Origin of the sequence: Echinicola soli (assembly GCF_006575665.1) — a bacterium.
GTDB classification, from domain to species: domain Bacteria; phylum Bacteroidota; class Bacteroidia; order Cytophagales; family Cyclobacteriaceae; genus Echinicola; species Echinicola soli.
The window spans coordinates 5301682-5320774 of record NZ_CP041253.1 but is presented as its reverse complement, the minus strand read 5'-3'; the positions used below and the strand labels follow the sequence as shown (position 1 = coordinate 5320774).

General features: G+C 43.3%; 13 protein-coding genes and 1 tRNA gene. 7 read left to right on the top strand and 7 right to left on the bottom strand.

Going from position 1 to position 19093, the window contains the following annotated elements; all coding sequences use genetic code 11:
- Positions 1 to 81 precede the first annotated feature (81 nt).
- Entirely contained in the window at positions 82 to 1161 is a 1080-nt protein-coding gene (locus FKX85_RS20520) for a fatty acid desaturase family protein (protein WP_168196309.1), read from the top strand.
- Positions 1162 to 1394: 233 nt separating this feature from the next.
- On the opposite strand, the gene FKX85_RS20515 is transcribed toward FKX85_RS20520, so the two are convergent.
- Complete coding sequence (locus FKX85_RS20515; RefSeq protein ID WP_168196308.1) at positions 1395 to 2603, bottom strand: sensor histidine kinase; 1209 nt, start codon at positions 2601 to 2603, stop codon at positions 1395 to 1397.
- A 194-nt stretch (positions 2604 to 2797) separates the two neighbouring features.
- Positions 2798 to 4168: a sigma-54-dependent transcriptional regulator gene (locus FKX85_RS20510; RefSeq protein ID WP_210416884.1), complete on the bottom strand. Its 1371-nt coding sequence runs from the start codon at positions 4166 to 4168 to the stop codon at positions 2798 to 2800.
- 325 nt (positions 4169 to 4493) lie between these two features.
- Here FKX85_RS20510 and FKX85_RS20505 point away from each other — a divergent pair, with 325 nt between their 5' ends.
- The 3 genes from FKX85_RS20505 to FKX85_RS20495 all read left to right on the top strand — a co-directional run bounded on the left by FKX85_RS20505 (position 4494) and on the right by FKX85_RS20495 (position 9017).
- Positions 4494 to 5744, top strand: coding sequence for an efflux RND transporter periplasmic adaptor subunit (locus tag FKX85_RS20505; RefSeq protein WP_141616497.1), 1251 nt, complete (start codon positions 4494 to 4496; stop codon positions 5742 to 5744).
- A 199-nt stretch (positions 5745 to 5943) separates the two neighbouring features.
- Positions 5944 to 6633: an ABC transporter ATP-binding protein gene (locus tag FKX85_RS20500; RefSeq protein WP_141616496.1), complete on the top strand. Its 690-nt coding sequence runs from the start codon at positions 5944 to 5946 to the stop codon at positions 6631 to 6633.
- The gene (locus FKX85_RS20495; RefSeq protein WP_141616495.1) at positions 6630 to 9017 is read left to right on the top strand and encodes an ABC transporter permease; all 2388 of its coding nucleotides are present in this window, start codon (positions 6630 to 6632) and stop codon (positions 9015 to 9017) included. Before FKX85_RS20500 ends, FKX85_RS20495 begins: the two co-directional genes overlap by 4 nt.
- Positions 9018 to 9274: 257 nt before the next feature.
- Here the strand turns inward: FKX85_RS20495 and FKX85_RS20490 are convergent, their stop codons facing one another.
- The 5 genes from FKX85_RS20490 to purL all read right to left on the bottom strand — a co-directional run bounded on the left by FKX85_RS20490 (position 9275) and on the right by purL (position 15448).
- Positions 9275 to 10129: a nucleotidyl transferase AbiEii/AbiGii toxin family protein gene (locus tag FKX85_RS20490; protein WP_141616494.1), complete on the bottom strand. Its 855-nt coding sequence runs from the start codon at positions 10127 to 10129 to the stop codon at positions 9275 to 9277.
- Complete coding sequence (locus tag FKX85_RS20485) at positions 10126 to 10659, bottom strand: type IV toxin-antitoxin system AbiEi family antitoxin domain-containing protein (protein WP_229239712.1); 534 nt, start codon at positions 10657 to 10659, stop codon at positions 10126 to 10128. The genes FKX85_RS20490 and FKX85_RS20485 overlap by 4 nt, the downstream gene beginning before the upstream one ends.
- Positions 10660 to 10968: 309 nt before the next feature.
- Positions 10969 to 11283, bottom strand: coding sequence for a DUF6922 domain-containing protein (locus FKX85_RS20480; RefSeq protein ID WP_141616492.1), 315 nt, complete (start codon positions 11281 to 11283; stop codon positions 10969 to 10971).
- Positions 11284 to 11533: 250 nt separating this feature from the next.
- Positions 11534 to 11606, bottom strand: a tRNA-Gln gene (locus FKX85_RS20475).
- A gap of 155 nt (positions 11607 to 11761) precedes the next feature.
- Positions 11762 to 15448, bottom strand: a complete 3687-nt coding sequence (gene purL, locus FKX85_RS20470; RefSeq protein ID WP_141616491.1) for a phosphoribosylformylglycinamidine synthase — start codon at positions 15446 to 15448, stop codon at positions 11762 to 11764.
- 519 nt (positions 15449 to 15967) lie between these two features.
- Here purL and FKX85_RS20465 point away from each other — a divergent pair.
- The 3 genes from FKX85_RS20465 to FKX85_RS20455 are packed head-to-tail and all read left to right on the top strand — an operon-like array spanning position 15968 to position 19092.
- Complete coding sequence (locus tag FKX85_RS20465; protein ID WP_141616490.1) at positions 15968 to 16573, top strand: TetR/AcrR family transcriptional regulator; 606 nt, start codon at positions 15968 to 15970, stop codon at positions 16571 to 16573.
- 3 nt (positions 16574 to 16576) lie between these two features.
- On the top strand, positions 16577 to 17932 hold the full coding sequence (locus tag FKX85_RS20460; protein WP_141616489.1) for a TolC family protein: 1356 nt from the start codon (positions 16577 to 16579) through the stop codon (positions 17930 to 17932).
- A complete protein-coding gene (locus FKX85_RS20455) occupies positions 17929 to 19092 on the top strand; it encodes an efflux RND transporter periplasmic adaptor subunit (protein WP_141616488.1) in 1164 nt (387 codons plus the stop codon). Before FKX85_RS20460 ends, FKX85_RS20455 begins: the two co-directional genes overlap by 4 nt.
- Position 19093 lies beyond the last annotated feature (1 nt).

Below are 19093 nucleotides of genomic sequence, written 5' to 3'. Positions count from 1 at the left end.
GCGAATCGCCGAGGCAAAGGACAACGGTTTCAACTGCTAACCTGGGAAAAGGTGGTATGGGGAACAAAAATGACGATTACCATGAAAAATCTAAAATTTACATCCAATAAAAATACTGCATTCGCCGATACGCTGCGAACAAGGGTGAATAATTATTTTAAGAGAAATAACAAAAGCAAAAAAGGAACTGTAAGTATGGTGGTGAAAACCATTACTATGCTTACGCTTTTCTTTGTTCCCCTGATCATTTTAGGGACTGGGGCAGTTTCCCATCCTTTACTGCTTTTTGCATTGTACATTACCAGTGGTTTTGGCATGGCCGGAGTAGGGATGGGAGTAATGCATGATGCCATCCATGGATCTTATTCCAAAAAACCTTTGGTCAACAAGTACTTAGGTTATACCATGAACCTTATAGGAGCCAATTCCAGCGTTTGGAGAATACAACATAACGTGCTCCATCACACCTATACCAATATTGACCAGGGGGATGATGATATTAACGCGCCCTTTTTCCTGCGATTTTCCCCAAATGCCAAACGATATTGGATACATCGTTTTCAGCATCTGTATATATGGCTGTTTTACGGACTTTCTACGGTTTCATGGATTACCGCCAAGGATTTTATCAGGGCGAACCGATATAGGAAATTGGGCTTTTTCAATAAGAAGGGGGAGTTCAGAAAAGCAATATGGAAGATTGGAGGCTGGAAGTTGTTTTATTACTCATATGCATTGGTTTTACCATTGATTATGGTTCCTCTGCCTATGTGGATGATTGTTCTGGCCTTTCTAAGCATGCATTTTGTGACCGGGATCAGTATTAGCATGGTCTTTCAGACTGCACATGTGGTATCAAACACTACTTTCCCCAAACCTGATGATAAGGGAGTTATAGCCCACGACTGGACGCTTCACCAATTGGCCTCAACTAGTAATTATGCTCCAAATAACAGGTTTTTTTCCTGGTTGATCGGAGGACTGAATTTTCAGGTGGAGCACCATTTGTTTCCCAATATTTGCCACGTTCATTACAGAAAGCTCTCCAAAATAGTTTCTAAAACGGCAATGGAATATAATGTTCCTTATTTAGTGAAAAGAACGTTCCTAATGGCGCTTTTTGACCACGTGAAAATGCTCCGACAACTGGGAAGGGGATAATCCGTTAATGAATTTTCAGCCTTATGCTTGTTTAGAAATTAGCTCCAAATAAATTATATATAACTAACCAAGTGGTTCGTCTTAATCTTTTAACGAATCGATTTCTTGAAGATAAAAAAAGAAAAACCAACATCCTGTCTGATTCTACTGCTAGGATGTTGGTTTAATAGATTTTGACGAATTTCCTGCGAAAGCAAAACCTTTACTCGGACGCCAATGAAAAAGAATAGAACTTATCCTCCCAATCCACGCTGGAAATGTAATGAAAAGTCTGTTTGCACATTTGGCTTAGACTTAACCTCTATACTGCCATGATGGAGTTTCATGATATGTTTTGATAAACTAAGGCCAATTCCTGTCCCGTTTTTTCGGGAAGTATAGAAAGGAATAAATATTTTGTACATTTCATTTTCAGGGATTCCAGGACCATTGTCACTTACCTTTAGCGTAACCGTTCCTGAGTAGTTTTTCTTGCCAGAAAGCACGATGAGCCCATTATTTTGGTGTATAAATGATTGAATAGCATTTTTTGTCAGATTGAGGAGGACTAAAGTAATAAGGTTTTCGTCTGCATAAACTTCCAAATCATTAGGGGAAATGGATGTTTTGAAGGATATTCTATCGATACCTTCTTCCTGACTTAATAATATCCTTACTGTCTCAAAAAGAGTTTGAACCTTTAACAGTTTTTTGTCAGGTTCAGGAATTTTTGCCAAAGTCCTATATGAATCGGTAAATTTGATTAAGTTCTTGCCTTGGTTGTTGATAGTGTCCAGGGCTTTAGCTGTTTGGACAATCTTTTCCTGTGTGATTGTCTCGGGTTTGATTAATTCGCCATTGTTTTTGAAGTATCCTAAGAGTTTTTCAGACATAGAGGTAATCGGGGCGACGGAATTCATTATTTCATGGGTGAGCACCCTGATCAAGCGTTGCCATGAATCTATTTCTTGGTTGTCCAGTTCTTTGTGGATATTCTGAATAACCACCATGAGCATATTTTTCTCTTTTATGATCAGTTTGCTTGCCTTGACAGTGAGGTGAATACTTTCTCGTTCATTGGGTATTTGGATCAATTTTTGGTCAAAACCATGGTTTTTTTTGAGGGTTTGGAAAAGACTTTCACTGATGGGCTGAAGCTGCTGAATGTGGGTGAGGTGCTGATAATTGAGCAGCTGTTTGGCCGTTTTGTTCGAAAGGATAATATGCCCTGTTTCATTCAAGACCAGGATTCCAGTTTCAGCCTCTTCCAGAATGGTTTGGTAATATTGTTCCTGTTCTTTGATACTTATTTTGGCCTCCCGAAGCAGGTTGTTTACCCTATTTAGACTCGAGTTTAGTTCACGGATAGAGGCTGTTTTAATGTCATATGGGAAGCTTATGGTCGAATCATTGTTTTCTATGGCATTGAAGAAATAAGCGATTTTGCGGTTGGTCTTATTCAAAAACCTGATTATCAATATCGTCTGAGTTATAAGTAAAATAGCTATATAAACACTTAAAATGTAATCCTCCTTTAGGTACAAGTGAGCAAATACAAGTGAGGTTATTACAAGCAAGAGTACTCTTAGGCAGATTTGAAAATAAAGGTGCTTGCTGGCCATAATCAATGTGTGTTTTTGTTTAAACTGGTGAAAAATCAAAGGCCAAAACGTTTGGTCTTGTTATAGAGCGTTTGCCTACTTACTCCCAATTGTTCAGCGGCGGCCGTATAATTTCCATCATGACGGGATAAGGCACTGGCAATCATATCCCTTTCCATTTCTTCCAAGGTCATTTCCAGTTCATTTAGAGCAGGGTGTGACCTCTCTTTTAACAGGATGTCATCGTCCTGAAGGATGCTTCCTTCGCATAAGATCACACTCCGTTCTATGGTGTGTTGAAGTTCCCGGATATTTCCCGGCCAGCTGTAATCCAAGAGCTTTTTCTTTGCATTTTTATGGATGATGAGTTTTCCTTTCCCATATTTTGTCCCGTATTTTTTTATGAAGAATTCGGCAAGCAGCAGTACATCATCCCCACGCTCCCGAAGTGGTGGAATCTCAATGTGAATGGTATTGATACGGTAGAGCAAATCCTCTCTGAAATCACCGTTGTCCACCATTTCGTCCAAATTGCTATTGGTGGCACTGATCAAGCGGATGTCTATGGCGACAGGTTTGTTGCTGCCCACTTTTATCACTTCACGGTTTTGAAGGGAACTTAGCAGTTTGGACTGCAGTGGAAAAGAAAGGTTGCCTATTTCGTCCAGAAATAAGGTGCCTCCATTGGCGGCTTCGAATTTTCCGATCCTGTCTTCTTTGGCATCGGTAAAGGCACCCTTTATATGACCGAATAGTTCGCTTTCAAAAAGACTTTCCTGAATGGATCCCATGTCTACTCCCGCAAATACCTCATTGTTTCGTGGGGAGTGTCGATGGATTTCTTTGGCAATGAGTTCTTTTCCAGTACCATTCTCACCTGTAATGAGGACATTGGCCGTGGTTTTGGCTACTTTTCTCACTATGGTAAGCATATTCTTGACCGCAATGGATTCTCCAATGATCGGTTGGTCATTATTGTTGATAAGGCTCCTCAGGTTGGCCTGATCCTTTTTGAGATTTTTTACCTCTTTCCGGGACTGACCGAGTTGGAAAGCTGACCGGAGAGTTGCGAGCAATTTTTGATTGTCCCAAGGCTTAAGGACAAAATCGACCGCTCCTTCTTTTAGGGATTTGATGGCCAAATCCATGTCCCCGTAAGCAGTGATCATAATCACAGGGAGCTCAGGGGCTTTGCCTTTGATTTGCCTGAGCCAGTAAAGCCCTTCATTGCCCGTATTGACTTCTGCCGAAAAGTTCATATCTAGCAAAACGGCGTCATAGCTGCTCATGTCTCCCATTCCTGTGATCTTATTCGGGTTGGATATTGCCGTGATATAGGCATATTCACCTTCTAATAAGAACTCCAGCGCATTTAATATCGACTTGTTGTCATCGACGATCAATATTTTTCCTTCCATGTCGTCCATCTATCTGGTCCATGGTCAAAACTATGAATAATGTGAAATGAATTGGTTGGAGTGTAAAATATTTTGACACTTTCGTCAATATATTTTACAGCAACGACAAAAAAATAGTATAGGGAGTTTTGTAAGTAGTTGTTGTTCAGTGGGTATCATGGTTTGGCACGGCGATGGAATATAGGAGGATCAAACAGGTCTTAAAAAAAGTGATCTGAAGGATTCTAATGACCACTTTTTAGATTTCATCCAGGGGAGAGGCTTTTAAGTGTTGTTTTTCCGCATGCTTTGGCGAACAGTTAAAAAATGAAAGTTACTTCGTATAGACAAGTATATGGATAGGAAGATTGAAAAGAAGAAAGGGTTGAAATTAACCCATGTTTTGACCAGCCTTGGTAGTTTGGTCTTTTTGGTCCTTGTGTGGATGCTTGTGTATGGTCGTTCGGCTTCTACCTATCGGGTCAACAGGGAGAACCTGAGTATTGCCAAGGTCATTTCTGGGGATTTTGATGATTATATCAACATATCTGGACAGGTAAAGCCAATAAGTACGTATTACTTGCATGCCTATGAGGGAGGGAGAATTGTTGAAAAGTACTTGGAAGAAGGAGCCATGGTGGAGAAAGGAGATACGATCATGAAATTGGAGAATAGGGTGCTTCACATGGAGATTCTCAATGTGGAAGCAGATTTTGTTTCCAAACAAAATGATTTGAGACAAACTAAATTCAATTTCGAATCTGATCTGGTCATTAGTCAGACCACTAAAATAGAAGCCCAATATCTATTAAGGAAGGCCAAGAGGAATTACGAGCAAGAGCAATATATGTTTGATCGGAACCTGATTTCGAGGGAAGATTATATTGAGGCCAAGGAAAATTATGAATTGGCCCAAAAAAAGATGGAGGTAAGCCGTATCAAGTCCAAGCAAGACTCACTGGCCAAACTGATTACGGTCAAAGAGCTGGATGCCGATTTAGCAAGAATGAAAAGAACGCTGGACATGGTCTATGAACGATTGGACAATCTTAATGTGAAAGCACCTGTGGATGGTCAGCTGGCGATGCTCGAAGGAGAACTGGGGCAGCAAATTGCCTCAGGCAGTGCCATCGCCCAAATTTATGATCTATCCGGCCATAAGATAGAATCCTGGATCGACGAACATTATATTGACCGGGTCAATGCTTTTTTGAAGGGCAGGATCACCAAGAATGATAGCATTTATAAATTACAGATCAGAAAGATATTTCCTGAAGTCAAAGAAGGGAAGTTTAGGGTGGATATGCACTTTACGGAAAACAAACCTGCCCTAATGAGGAATGGTCAGAGTTATTACATCAACTTGGAATTGGGTGATCCACAAAAGGCATTACTATTACCGAAGGGAGCATTTTTTCAAAGTTCAGGCGGGCAATGGGCCTATGTTTTGGACCCTTCTGAGGAATATGCATATAAGAGAAGCATTAAAATTGGCAAGCAAAATCCCAAATACTATGAGGTACTGGAGGGGTTAGAAGTTGGAGAAAAAGTGATTATTTCGGGCTATGAAGCCTTTGGGGATAATGAAAAATTGGTGTTGCAGTGAAGGAAAAGAAATAGAAGATGGAAACTTTTGCACCACTGAGCTTAAGAAGGGGGCATTGTAAATTCCTGATATTTTAAAGTCCGGTATTGTGCTTTCGGCTCTTCTCTACATTCCCCGAAGGATTTCGGGATAGGCTATAACGAAGCCCCAATGCATATGCGGGTTGAAAGAAAAAAAATAAACATAAACTTATAAATACATGATAAAAGCAAATAACCTATCGAAAGTTTTTCGAACAGAAGAAATAGAAACCACTGCCCTTAACAATATCAACCTGCATGTGAAAAAAGGTGAGTTTCTAGCAATTATGGGACCTTCTGGTTGTGGAAAGTCTACCCTGTTAAATATCATAGGGCTTTTGGATAATCCCAGTTCCGGGACTTACCACTTTGATGGTACATCGGTGGGAAACCTAAAAGAAAATAACCGTACCAAGTACCGAAAAGGAAATATTGGCTTTGTGTTTCAGAGCTTTAACCTGATCGATGAGCTGAATGTATATGAGAATGTAGAACTCCCCTTGATCTATCTGAAGCTGAGTGCAGCAGATAGGAAAAAGCGAATTCACGAGGTACTCAAAAGAATGGAAATGGGACATCGCATGAAGCACTTCCCAAAGCAACTTTCCGGAGGCCAACAACAAAGGGTGGCCATTGCCCGGGCTTTGGTGGCCAATGCCAAGCTGATCCTTGCTGATGAACCTACGGGTAACCTGGACTCCAAAAACGGGCAGGAAGTCATGAACCTCTTGACAGAGCTGAACAAGGAAGGAACCACTATTGTCATGGTGACCCACTCCCATCATGATGCCAGTTTTGCCCATAGGGTGATCAACCTTTTTGATGGAAAAATTGTAACCGAAAATCAACAAAAAACAGCATCCGTATGATTTTTCATTACATTAAGTACGCTTTTCGCAATTTCAGGAACAAACTGTCCGTGTCTTTGGGCAGTGTATTGACCCTACTGTTGGGAACGGTCTGTATCTCCCTACTTTTTACCTATGTCTATAATGAACTCTCTATGGATAAATTCCATAGTAGAGGAAAAGATATCTATGCGATAGTCAACAGGGCCAACGAGGGAAGCGAATGGACACCAATTGGAGCCAGTTCATTCTTTAATTTTGATTATCGTAATTATCCTTCCATAGAAAAAGCTACATCCATTAGGAAATATAGGGAGGAAGAGATAAAGTTGATCTATGAAGGAAGAACCTATATGCCGGAAGGCATTGTTTCGGACAGTTTGTTTTTTGATGTTTTTGATTTTGAGGTAAAGCGTGGAGAAGGAAAGGAGGCCATGAGGTCGGAAGATGGTATTTTGATCACAGAAAAGTTGTCTCAACAAATGTTTGGGCATCAGGATCCTATCGGTCAAGTGATCAAAGTGGATGTACGTGGAGAAATGGAATATACTATAAAAGGCATCTTAGCTAATCCTCCATCGAATAGTTCCATAGCGTTTGATTTTGTTTTGCCCCAACATAAGGATCCCAATGTGTTTTCCCGGTCCGAAACAGATTATATTCTTACCAAGTCCGGTTTCGATGAAGGTGCGTTTAAGGCAATAATAAAGGATATCGGAAAGGAACATCACCAGTTTAAGGACAGTGAGAGCAGTATAAAGCCCTTTCTTGGATTGTATTATTCAACAGAGATCTCCGATAAGTGGACTACAGGAGTGTCCAAAAAGGGGGATAGGTCTCAGGTTTATGTCCTAGTGATTATGATAGGGGTTATTTTGCTGATTTCTGTCTTGAATTTTTCCAACCTTCAGGTAATAGAGACCAATGTTTCCATAAAACAAGCTGCTACCAACCTGATTTACGGAGCAGAAGGCAGGCATTTGGTTTATCAAAAGCTGGTAAATATAATGATATTAATAGTCATAGCCTTTTCGTTGGCCATTGGCGCTTATCATTTGGTGTTGCCATTTTTCAATGCGCTGACTGGCGCAGGGTTATTGCCTTCATTGGGGCAAATTATTCTTATCAATGGAGTGGTACTGCTATTGATGGGGGCGCTGGCTATCGTGTACCCTATGACAATTCTCTTACGAATGTCCCTTACCAAAAGTCTGAAGGGACAATTTGATGGAGGGAGATTTTTACTCAGTAAAAGGTTGGTAATCGTCGTACAGTTTTCGCTGACTTTTATCTTGTTGATCTCAGCTTTTATGGTCTCCAGGCAATTGAATTTTATGCTTGACAAGGATTTGGGCATAGAGTCCCAAAATATACTGCGGACAAAACTTTTTAATGAAATGCCCCGGTTTAAGGGTAACAGGGAGGAGATGGTCAGAAAATATGAGGAGGTTAAGGAGAAATTCCAGTATGTCAAAAATGAAATTGTATCCCACTCCGCTGTTGCTTCTTTTTCACAGGGAGGGACTATTTTGGAGCCGTCGTCAATGGACTGGAAAACGGAAAAAGCAGGAAGGGAATTTTCGACGGTAAACATGCTTGCGGTAGGGCCTGGTTATGAAGATGTTTTTGGATTGGAATTATCTGAAGGGCGTTTTTTTGACAATGAAAAAGATAAGGAACGTTCAAAAAAAGTGGTAATTAATGAGATGGCAAAAAAATATTGGCAAATTGATGACATCGCTACCACCACGTTAGAAAGTAGCAGCTGGGGTGGCGAGTATAGGATTTTAGGAGTGGTCAAGGATTTTAATTATCAACACCTTTCTGCGAAACCGGAGCCTTTGATCATGTTGTATTTTGAGGATTTTGAGAGGGATTTTATGCTCAAGTTTCATAATGGAGCGGAGCAGGAAGGACTGGCTTTTGTGAAGGGATTGTTTGATGAATTAAACCCTGGGCAAACATTCCATTACCGTTTTTTTGAGGATGAAATCCAAGCCCTTTACCAGAAGGAAAAGCAGTTAAGTACCATTTTTATCCTGTTTACGCTAGTTGCCCTTTTGATTTCATGCATTGGGCTGTTTGCGATCGCATTGGATGATACCCAGAAGCGGGTAAAGGAAATCGGTGTGCGCAAGGTCAATGGTGCCACGGTAAGGGAAATTATCGTACTGCTCAATGCGGATTTTGTAAGGTGGGTTTTGGTGGCTTTTGCCATAGCTTGTCCAGTGTCCTATTATTTTATGAGCAAGTGGCTGGAAAGCTTTGCCTATAAGACCACATTGGACTGGTGGATTTTTGGATTGGCGGGCCTGCTTACCCTTTGCGTGGCATTGCTGACCATCAGCGGCTTGAGTTACCGAGCTGCGATTACCAATCCTGTCAATGTATTGAAGGATGAGTAAAGAAATAGTTGTATCCCAAGTTATAGTAAGGTGGGAAAATGGTTACCTTAAAGGCAAACTAAAAACTGATAGGCTATAAAACAACAAAAACCGCATTACATAATGCGGTTTTTGCTTTTGTTGACCACTTGGTACTTATTTCGAACCGGTTTGTGGAGGATTTGGAAATGGCATTGGAATTGATTCAAATTCCAGCTTCAATAAAGATCTATTGATTGGATCGAGATGGGTAGATGCAACTAGCTGTTATTTGGTTTTTAGGTGGTGAATTGTAGATGCTTTATCAAATCTTTAAAATAATTCTTGTTCCAGATATCCAAAACGCTTGGTGTTTTTATGAATCTACGTATATCCCTTTTGACATAATCCATATTTACAGTGTCTATTCTTCTATTTAATAATTCAAGAAACTCAGTTTCTGATATTTGGTTTTTCTTCCAGTCACCACTATCCATTGCCCGAACGGCAAAATGAGATAAATTCAATTTGGTATCTCTCCGGATATACCATTCCATATCGTACCAATCCCTCCCTTTTACATTGGTGCCCCATCTTCTGAACAAAAGAGCATGCATTTTTCCTGCAAACAGATCGGAAATGGAGAAACATTTGACGTAAAAGGAAAAGGGTTTTAACAATAGCTTTTCTTCGGTATCAAAGCCCAATGGTGGCTTGGTGTCGATCTCAAGCTTTATCTTTATGTTTGCCATTTGTTTAAGTCCGTTTTGGGGGATTATTCCTTCCAAAATAAGTTCCTTCCACACTGTTTCCGATTTCAGGAAGGCCGAATTAATGTTGCTGTCTGCTGTTTTGTTTTTTTCCTTTATCGATACGTTCATTCCCAGAGATGCGAATTCGTCGATGATTGCATTTTCGTATTTGGCAATGGAAAATGAAGTGTCCTCCTTCAAAAGACTAAAATCGAGGTCCTCAGAAAACCTGTCCAAGCCATAGAATATCCTAAGAGCTGTCCCTCCGTAAAAAGCCGCTTTTTCGAAGAACCCTGATCTATAGAGCCCTGAAAGAGCAATTTCTTGCATAATTTCCCTCAATGCGTCTTTAGCTTCTTGCTCATTTCCGGGATTATATGTATTTAACCAATCTTTGATCATAACCGCTCAATCATTTTTATTATGTAATAAATGCTACTGCTTTTGGGGGATACTACCAACCATTTACGGATTGATTCTAAATCAAGTTTTCTAAGCTGGAATTCGTCCATTCGTAAGTTCTCAACAAGGAAATTATAAGCCGAAGCTATGCTTCTGATAGTGCCTGGAGTAGTGACGATTTTGTCACATATAGCCTTTTCTGGAGTGGCCATTAGTGCAAACTGGTTCGTTGAAACAGGGGTTGATCTTATTCCCAAAGCATAGTAGGTAAGTGGTAGCTGCCTGTAGGAAAATGTTCCGTAGAGAGTATGAAATTCCCGGGAGCTTTTGGTACACATGGAGGTAATCTCAAAGACCCTTTCGGGGATCATTCCATAATGTGATAGGGCGGTTTCCATGGAGACATAACTTGGGCCAAGAATGTGGTTTGCCAGCAGGATCAGGTCAGGTTTATCATTGGTCAATCCTGGACCAGCTGTATAGAGCCCTTTTTTTATTTGGCTCAATATTCCTTTGGTCTTTAAATGCATGATTTTATCATTTGGCCTTTTATATCCTTTTAACCAATGGATAAGTAATTGGTGGGAAATGGGCGCATGGGAATGATTACGTATTTGCTGGTTTACATCCATATCATAAATGTATAAAATAAATAAGATAATCGAAAAATATCCGATTATCTTTTGATATTGTTACAAAATGTAAACTATTAAATGAATGAAGGAATTCAGGTGAGGGTAAGAAAAGTTATGATAAGATATAGGAGATCAAAGTCGTAGAGCTGTGGCGGCATAGCCTGCTAAAAATAGAAATCCTTGACGTTTCTCATCTTTCATTAATCAAAGCCAATGTTGATGCCGAGACTGTGTCTTTTTGTAGCATTTGAGTTGGGTTCTTTTTAAGCCAAAATTTTGTTCAACCAAGTCAATGGCATATTCAGGAAGATAATTGATCTCGTCTTTTAAAGCAGACTTAATTAAGTTTTTGCCATAATACCTCGTCATTTCAGTCAATTCAGTTTTAGTACCCCGCTCAATTACCCTTTCGATGACTGTTCGATAGCTTTTATCCCAATCCAGTTTATCGAAATCGAAATCCCAGAACAACCTTTGAGGTAGGTTTGGATATGCTGTATTTGATTTTATGGATTTCATATGAATTCTATATTAAAGCACTTAATGTAAGTAACAAATATTATTCTAGAAAGAATCATTGGTCAGATAAACGACCTAATTCAAGAAAAAAGTTAAGCGTTTAAATTTTCGGGAGCTATTAAATGAAATAATTCGAGATAAAAAGAAAGGGTCATAAAAAATATGAATATAGATGGCATTTAAGGCAAACTGAAAACTGGTTTCTTTTAAAAAGCAAAAACCGCATTTCGTAATGCGGTTTTTGCTTTTGTTGACCCACTAGGGCTCGAACCTAGACTCTTCTGAACCAAAATCAGACGTGTTGCCAGTTACACCATGGGTCATTTTTATGTGCTTAAGGCCGTGTTTGCCTTAAATGTGACACAAAGGTATGTGCTTTTTTTTTTAATGCAAACCCTGATTTAAAGTTTTTTTGAGGGTTTTTTGTAAGTCCCTTGAAGTCAGTAAAAAAAAAGTACTGACTCCAAGGGGTGATCCACTATTGGTGGGAAGCTACCCATTCTTTGGCATTGACGAAGGCTTCTACCCACGGCGTGATTTCCTGATCTATTAGTTCCTCGGGGTAATCAGGCCAGTTCCAAGGTGCCAGGGAGCGTTCGATATGTGGCATAATGGCCAAGTGGCGGCCATCACGTGAGGCCAAACCGGCTACGGCGTAATCCGAACCATTAGGATTGCCAGGGTAGGCCTGGTAGCTGTATTTCATGCCAATATTGTACGCTTCCTCTTCTTTGGGAAGGGAGAACTTTCCTTCACCATGGGCCACCCATACCCCTAACCGTTGGCCGGAAAGAGAACCGAACATCACGGTGTTGTTTTCAGGAATGTCCACATTGACAAAGGAAGATTCGAATTTATGGCTTTCATTGTGCAACATCTTTGGCTTCACGTCATGGTCACGGTTGATCAGCCCAAGTTCTATCATTAACTGACAACCGTTACATACACCAAGGCTCAGCGTATCAGGACGGGCATAGAAATTGTCCAAAGCGGTTTTTGCCTTTTCATTGAACAGGAAAGCTCCTGCCCAGCCCTTGGCGGATCCCAACACATCGGAATTGGAGAAACCTCCTACGAAAACGATCATATTGACATCTTCCAACGTCTCACGACCAGTGATAAGGTCGGTCATGTGGACGTCCTTGACATCAAACCCTGCCAGCCATAGTGCGTAGGCCATTTCCCTGTCTCCATTTACCCCCTTTTCCCGGATGATGGCGGCTTTGGTGCCATTGGCTTCATGCCGGTAAGGGTTTAGCTTAAAGGCATCGTAAGTGCCTTCCCAGTTCTTGCCAAACGTAAATTCCAATGGCTGCTGCTTATAATTGTCAAATCGGTCCTTGGCAAGCCGCTGACCACTTTGTTTTTGGTCCAGCAGGTAGGATGATTTGAACCAAGTGTCCCGGTGTGAGGCCACATCGAGTGACATGTCCACTCCTTCCAGGGTTACCTTGCCGTCAGTGGTGACTTCTGCAATGGTGATGTAGGAAATGCCAAGTTCTTCCAGGTTGGCTTTTACAGTTTTGGCATCCTTGGCCTGGACGACCACGCCGGGATTTTCAGCAAAAAGGGCTTTGATAATGTCCTTCTCTTCGAGTTGGTCCGTTTTGACATTCAGTCCGCAAGCCTTGGTAGGGAAGGTCATTTCCAGTAGCGTGGTGATCAAACCACCAGAGGAGATGTCGTGTCCTGAAAGGAGCAGTCCCTTTGCTACCAATTGCTGCACGGCCATAAAGGCTTTTGCGAAGTAGTCATTGTCCTTGACAGTAGGCGGTGTATTGCCTATTTTATTGACCACTTGTGCAAAACTGCTTCCTCCCAACTGAGCATTGTCCTTGGAGAAGTCTATATAAAGCAGTTTGGTGCCCGTCACCGGTTTCAGGTCTGGAGTGACCGTCTTGCGGATATCGGCACATTCGCCCACGCTGGAGATGATGACCGTGCCGGGTGAGTAGACGGTCTTGCCGTCAGGGTATTTTTGGGTCATGGACAGGGAATCTTTTCCGGTAGGGATATTGATGCCCAAGTCAATGGCAAAGTCGCTCACCGACTGAACGGCCCTGTACAGGCGGTCGTTTTCTCCCTCGTTTTTGGCAGGCCACATCCAGTTGGCACTGAGCGAAATACCGCTGAGCCCGTCCTCTATCGGTGCCCATACCAAGTTGGTAAGTGCTTCTGCGATGGCCAGTTTGGATCCTGCTTCCGGGTTGGTCAAAGCCGCCACGGGAGCATGCCCGATGGAAGTAGCGATGCCTTTTTTACCGGTAAAGTCTATGGCCATGACAGCGACGTTGTTCAGGGGTACCTGGATGGCGCCAGTGGTCTGCTGGGTGGCCACACGACCTGTTACCGATCTATCCACTTTATTGGTGAGCCAGTCCTTACAGGCCACAGCTTCCAATTGGAGAACCTCGGCAATATACTGCTTCAGATCAGCGGTTTGGTAGACAGGCTCTGCATATTGTGTCGTTGCTTTGTTGTCGGTAAGGATGGTTTTGGGAGAGCTGCCAAACATATGGGACAAGTCCCAGTCGATCGGTTTTTCTCCCGAGTTTTTGTTTTCAAACCTGAAGTGCATGTCCCCGGTGGTTTCACCCACCACATAGAATGGAGCACGTTCACGTTCGGATATTTTTTTCAAGGTTTCCACATGCTCCTCGCCGATGACCAATCCCATTCTTTCCTGGGACTCGTTGCCGATGATCTCCTTGGCAGATAGGGTAGGGTCGCCCACGGGAAGTTTATCAATGTCGATATTTCCTCCCGTATCTTCTACCAGTTCAGACAGGCAGTTAAGGTGTCCGCCGGCTCCGTGGTCGTGGATGGAGATGATAGGATTATGGTCGTTTTCGGCCATGGCTCGAATGACATTGGCCACTCTTTTTTGCATTTCAGGGTTGGAGCGCTGAATGGCATTCAGCTCGATGGAATTGCTGAATTCACCGGTGTTTACCGAAGAAACGGCACTTCCGCCCATGCCAATGCGGTAGTTGTCGCCGCCCATGATGACGATTTTGTTGCCTTTTACCGGGGTGTTCTTAAGGCTGTATTTTTCCCTGGTAAATCCAATACCACCTGCCAGCATGATGACCTTGTCAAAGCCAAACTGCTTATCGTTTTCTTCATGCTCAAAGGTAAGGACACTTCCACAGATCAAGGGCTGTCCAAATTTATTGCCAAAATCACTGGCACCGTTGGAGGCCTTGATCAGGATGTCCATTGGGGTTTGGTAGAGCCATTTTCGCTCGTTGAGATCCTTTTCCCAGCTTCTTCCCGCCTCGCTTCTGGAGTAGGAGGTCATGTATACGGCCGTACCGGCCAGTGGAATGGAGGCCGTTCCTCCTGCCAGCCTGTCCCGGATTTCTCCTCCCGAACCGGTGGCAGCGCCATTAAAAGGTTCTACAGTAGTGGGGAAATTATGCGTTTCCGCCTTTAGCGAAAGGACGGTGTCGATGCTTTCTGGCTGGAAATAATCGGCTTTATCCTGGCTTTTGGGGGCAAATTGCTGCGCCTTTGGTCCCTTAACGAAGGCCACATTGTCCTTATAGGCAGAAACGATTTTATTCGGATGCTTGATAGAGGTTTTTTTGATCAACTGGAATAGGGTGTTTTCCTTTTCCTCTCCATCGATGACAAAGGTGCCATTGAATATCTTGTGGCGGCAGTGTTCGGAATTCACTTGGCTGAAGCCGAAAACCTCACTGTCGGTCAGTGGCCTGCCAAGACTTTTGCTGACCTTTTCCAAATATCCGATTTCCTCATCGCTCAGGGCAAGGCCTTCCTGTACATTATAAGATTTGATGTCGGTGATCGACAGCACTTCTTCTGGTTTCAGGTCGATGGTAAAGGTGTCCTGCCCAAGTCCATCGTACTTGGCCTGGAGCATAGGGTCAATTTCCTGGCCTTCCTCCAGGAGACTGAACTCCTCAATTCTAAGGATTCCCGAGATGCCCATATTGGCAGTGATTTCCACTGCATTGGTAGACCAGGGAGTGATCATTTCTTTTCTGGGGCCGGCATAGCTGCCTTCCACCTTTTCCTGTGCGAGCTGGCTGGCTTCGCCAAAGAGCCATGAAAGCTTTTGGAGGTCCTCAGGTGCGACAGGTTGTTTGGCTTCTAGAGCGTAGATGGTGTTTTTTTGTGGGGATTGGAAAAAGAGAATCATGTCCGCTGTTATTGGATGACCATAAATTAAGGAGCAAAGGTACGCAAATGGTTGAAAACTTGGAAGAGCCCGTTGGATTTTATATTGGCTGTACGGGAACGGCTTGTCAGCACAATGGTTTTGGAGTTTTTCTACACGTTATATCAGAGGGGAGAACACCGTCGAGGAGAGGTGGTTCAGGAAAGTTGCCGGGGGATCAAAGCCTTACCGATAAAAGCGGGGGCTTCACCGAGTATTTAATAAAGATAACCTAAACACGTGGGGACTTTTGCTATTCGCCCAATACCTTTGATGAAGAATAAAAGGTTAGTCTGTCGTCCGGTTATGGACAATGCATTGACCATATGCGTACAGTGCGGTCTTTCGAAGTGGCCGGGATACCCTACCCGGGGTGGTTTTGGTTTTTGTAGGGTTTTTGATGAGAGGCACCAGGGAGTGGAAATAAAACGCCGGAAACTTTGAGGTTTCATAAAGTTTCCGCAGTTTTGCGTGAGTGAAATTTAGAAGTGGACTGAGATTTTGGAGACACGCGAAAAGATATTGACAATCGCCATGGACCAATTTGCCCGTTTGGGGGTAAGGTATGTGACCGTGGATGATATAGCCCGGGCTGCTGGTGTTTCGAAGAAGACGATATACCAGGAGTTCAAGGATAAGGCGCAGTTGGTGCTGGAGGCCTTTAAAAACAAAATGCTGGAGGACCAGGAGTTTTTTATGAATCTCTATGATGAAAACCAAGGGGCGATATGGCATTTTGTGGAGGTGTCCAAATACATCCGCTCAAGGTTTTCCAATATCAACCCTGTGGTATTCAGTGAAATCCAGCGGTATTATCCCAGTTGTTGGAAATTGTTTGAGGATTTTAGGCAAAACTGTGCCATCAAGACCATTTCTGACGTCTTGGAGAAAGGTAAGAAAGAAGGGTACTTCAGGCCGGAAATTGATGCAAATATCCTGGCCTTGGTCAGAATGGACCAGATTGCCAGTACATTTGATTCGGAAAAATTCCCGCCATCGAAATTCAATGTTATGGAAGTTCAGATGGCGATCATGGATCATTTTATCCACGGTATTTTGACCGATAAAGGAAGAGAACTATTTTATAAAATCAATAATCAGGATTAATTCATGCGTTTAACAACCAGATTCTCCCTTTTTGGCGTCCTGCTCACCTGCCTGCTGGCAGGTCGGGTATCCGCCCAGGAAGTATTGGAGTTTACTTTAGAGGAAAGCGTCCAGTACGCTTTGGAAAACAACGCCGATGCCAAGAATGCCTTGCTGGAGACTTTTGCTTCAAAAGCTTCGGTAGGAGAGCAGGTGGCTCAGGGACTGCCCCAGATCAATGGCAGTTTTGATTTTACCAAGAACGTATCCATTCCGGTGATGTTTTTGCCCAACGAGGGACCTTTTGCAGATCCGGACAACCCTTCGGATGTGATTCCGGTACAGTTTGGCGTCAACTACCAGAGTGGCATATCGGTAACGGTGAACCAGATGATCTTTGACGGATCGTACTTTGTGGGACTAAAGGCAGCACGTACCTACAGACAGCTCAGCGAGTTTGATAAGGAAAAAACCGAAAATGATGTCATCGAGAATGTCAAAAAGGCCTTTTTTACCGTGCTGGTCAACGAGGAGCGGCAGCAGCTCGCCGAGGCCAATCTGGCAAGGATCGACACGCTGCTCCAGGAAACTACGGCCCTGTATGAGGAAGGCTTTGCCGAGAAGATCGAAGTTTCCCGTGTGAAGGTGCAGTACAATAACATCAGGACCGAGCTGGATAAGATCAATGCCGCCTCAGAGATCAGCAAGCAACTGCTAAAGGTCCAGATGGGCCTGCCGATTGAATATGAGATCCGCATGACCGAAAGCTTGCGGGATTTGAACCAGCCGGAGCAAATTACGGATCTATTGGACAACCCAGGTTACCGAAGGGTAGAAATGGACCAGCTACAGACCAACTGGGAACTGGTGAAACTGGACCTGAAAAACAATACGGTACAGTACCTGCCCAGTCTCAACGCGAACTTCACCTACCAGCGGAACGGTGCAGGACAGCAGTTCAACACGCTATGGGATGGTGAAAATTGGTTTACGGGTGCCTTTGTCGGGCTCACGCTGAACGTGCCCATTTTTGATGGACTGGCCAAGGCCAAGCGGATCCAGCAAAACCGTATCCAGCTGCAGCAGATCGAAAACCAGATCGACATGCTGGATGATAACATTGTGGTCGAACGCTTCCAGGCGAGGACAAACCTGCAGAACAACCTCAAAACACTGGATGTCCAGCGGGAAAACATGGAGCTTGCCAGCGAAGTGTACGAAATCAGCCGGATCAAGTATACCGAAGGTGTGGGCTCCAACTTTGAGGTAGTGGAGGCGGACTCCGACCTTGTGGAAGCCGAGATCAATTATTACAGTGCATTGTACGACGCTTTGATCTCCAAGGTGGATCTTGAAAAAGCATTAGGAATATTAAGATGAAAAAATACATATACCATTATAGCAATATGAAAACCTTTTCCAGATTATCATTGGCATTAGCGGCCGCAATGACTTTTTCCTGCGGCCCGCAAGAATCTGAGCTGGAGGCAAAAAAAGCCCAGCTGAAAGCATACAAGGATCAGTACCATGAGCTGAAGGATAATATCTCCGCGCTCGAAAAGGAGATTTCCGCAGAGGACTCTACTTTTGCAAGGAGCAATAGAAAATCCGTTTTGGTGACCACTGTCAAGGCCCAGAACCAAGCCTTTGAACATTACCTGGAAGTGACCGGATCGGTACTTTCCAAAAAGAATGTCAACATCAGTTCCGAAGTGTCCGGAAGGATAGAGCAGATCGATGTGCATGAAGGGATGCGGGCTTCCAAAGGAGAGGTATTGGTGAGCATTGATGGGGAATCCATTGATAACAATATCTCCGAACTGGAGACACAGCTGGACCTGGCCACTACCCTATATGAAAAGCAGAAGCGCCTTTGGGAACGCGAAATCGGCACCGAAGTGCAGTACCTCGAAGCAAAAAACAGGGTGGAGTCGCTGGAGAAGAACCTGGAAACCCTAAAAACACAGAAGGATAAAACCACCATCCGTGCTCCGTACCATGGTACTGTGGAAGAGGTGATGGTAAAACTGGGAGAGCTGGTGCAGCCGGGCATGCCGATCATCAACTTTGTCGGGGAAAGCGACCTGTACATCGAAGCGGATATTTCCGAGGCCTATGTAGGGGTGTTGGAGCAAGGAGATTCGGTAAAAGTGCAATTCCCTTCACTGGACCGTGAGGTTAATACCAAAGTGACCGCAGTGGGAGCCATCATCAATCCCAATAACAGAACCTTCAAAGTGGAGGTGTTCTTGCCGAGCGTGAAGCATATCAAACCGAATATGATATCGGTGCTCCGGATCAAGGATTATGAAAATAAAGCGGCGACGACCGTTCCTACCAACCTAATCCAACGTGATAACAAAGGCGAGTACGTCTTTGTGGTGGACAACGGACAGGCCAAGAAACAATACATCACGAAGGGAGAGACCTATCACAGGGTTTCCGAAATCAAGGAAGGACTTTCAGGCGGGGAAGTGCTGATAGACAAAGGATTCAGAGAAGTAGCTGAAGGTTCCAAAGTTCAAATCGTTGAAAGTTAAT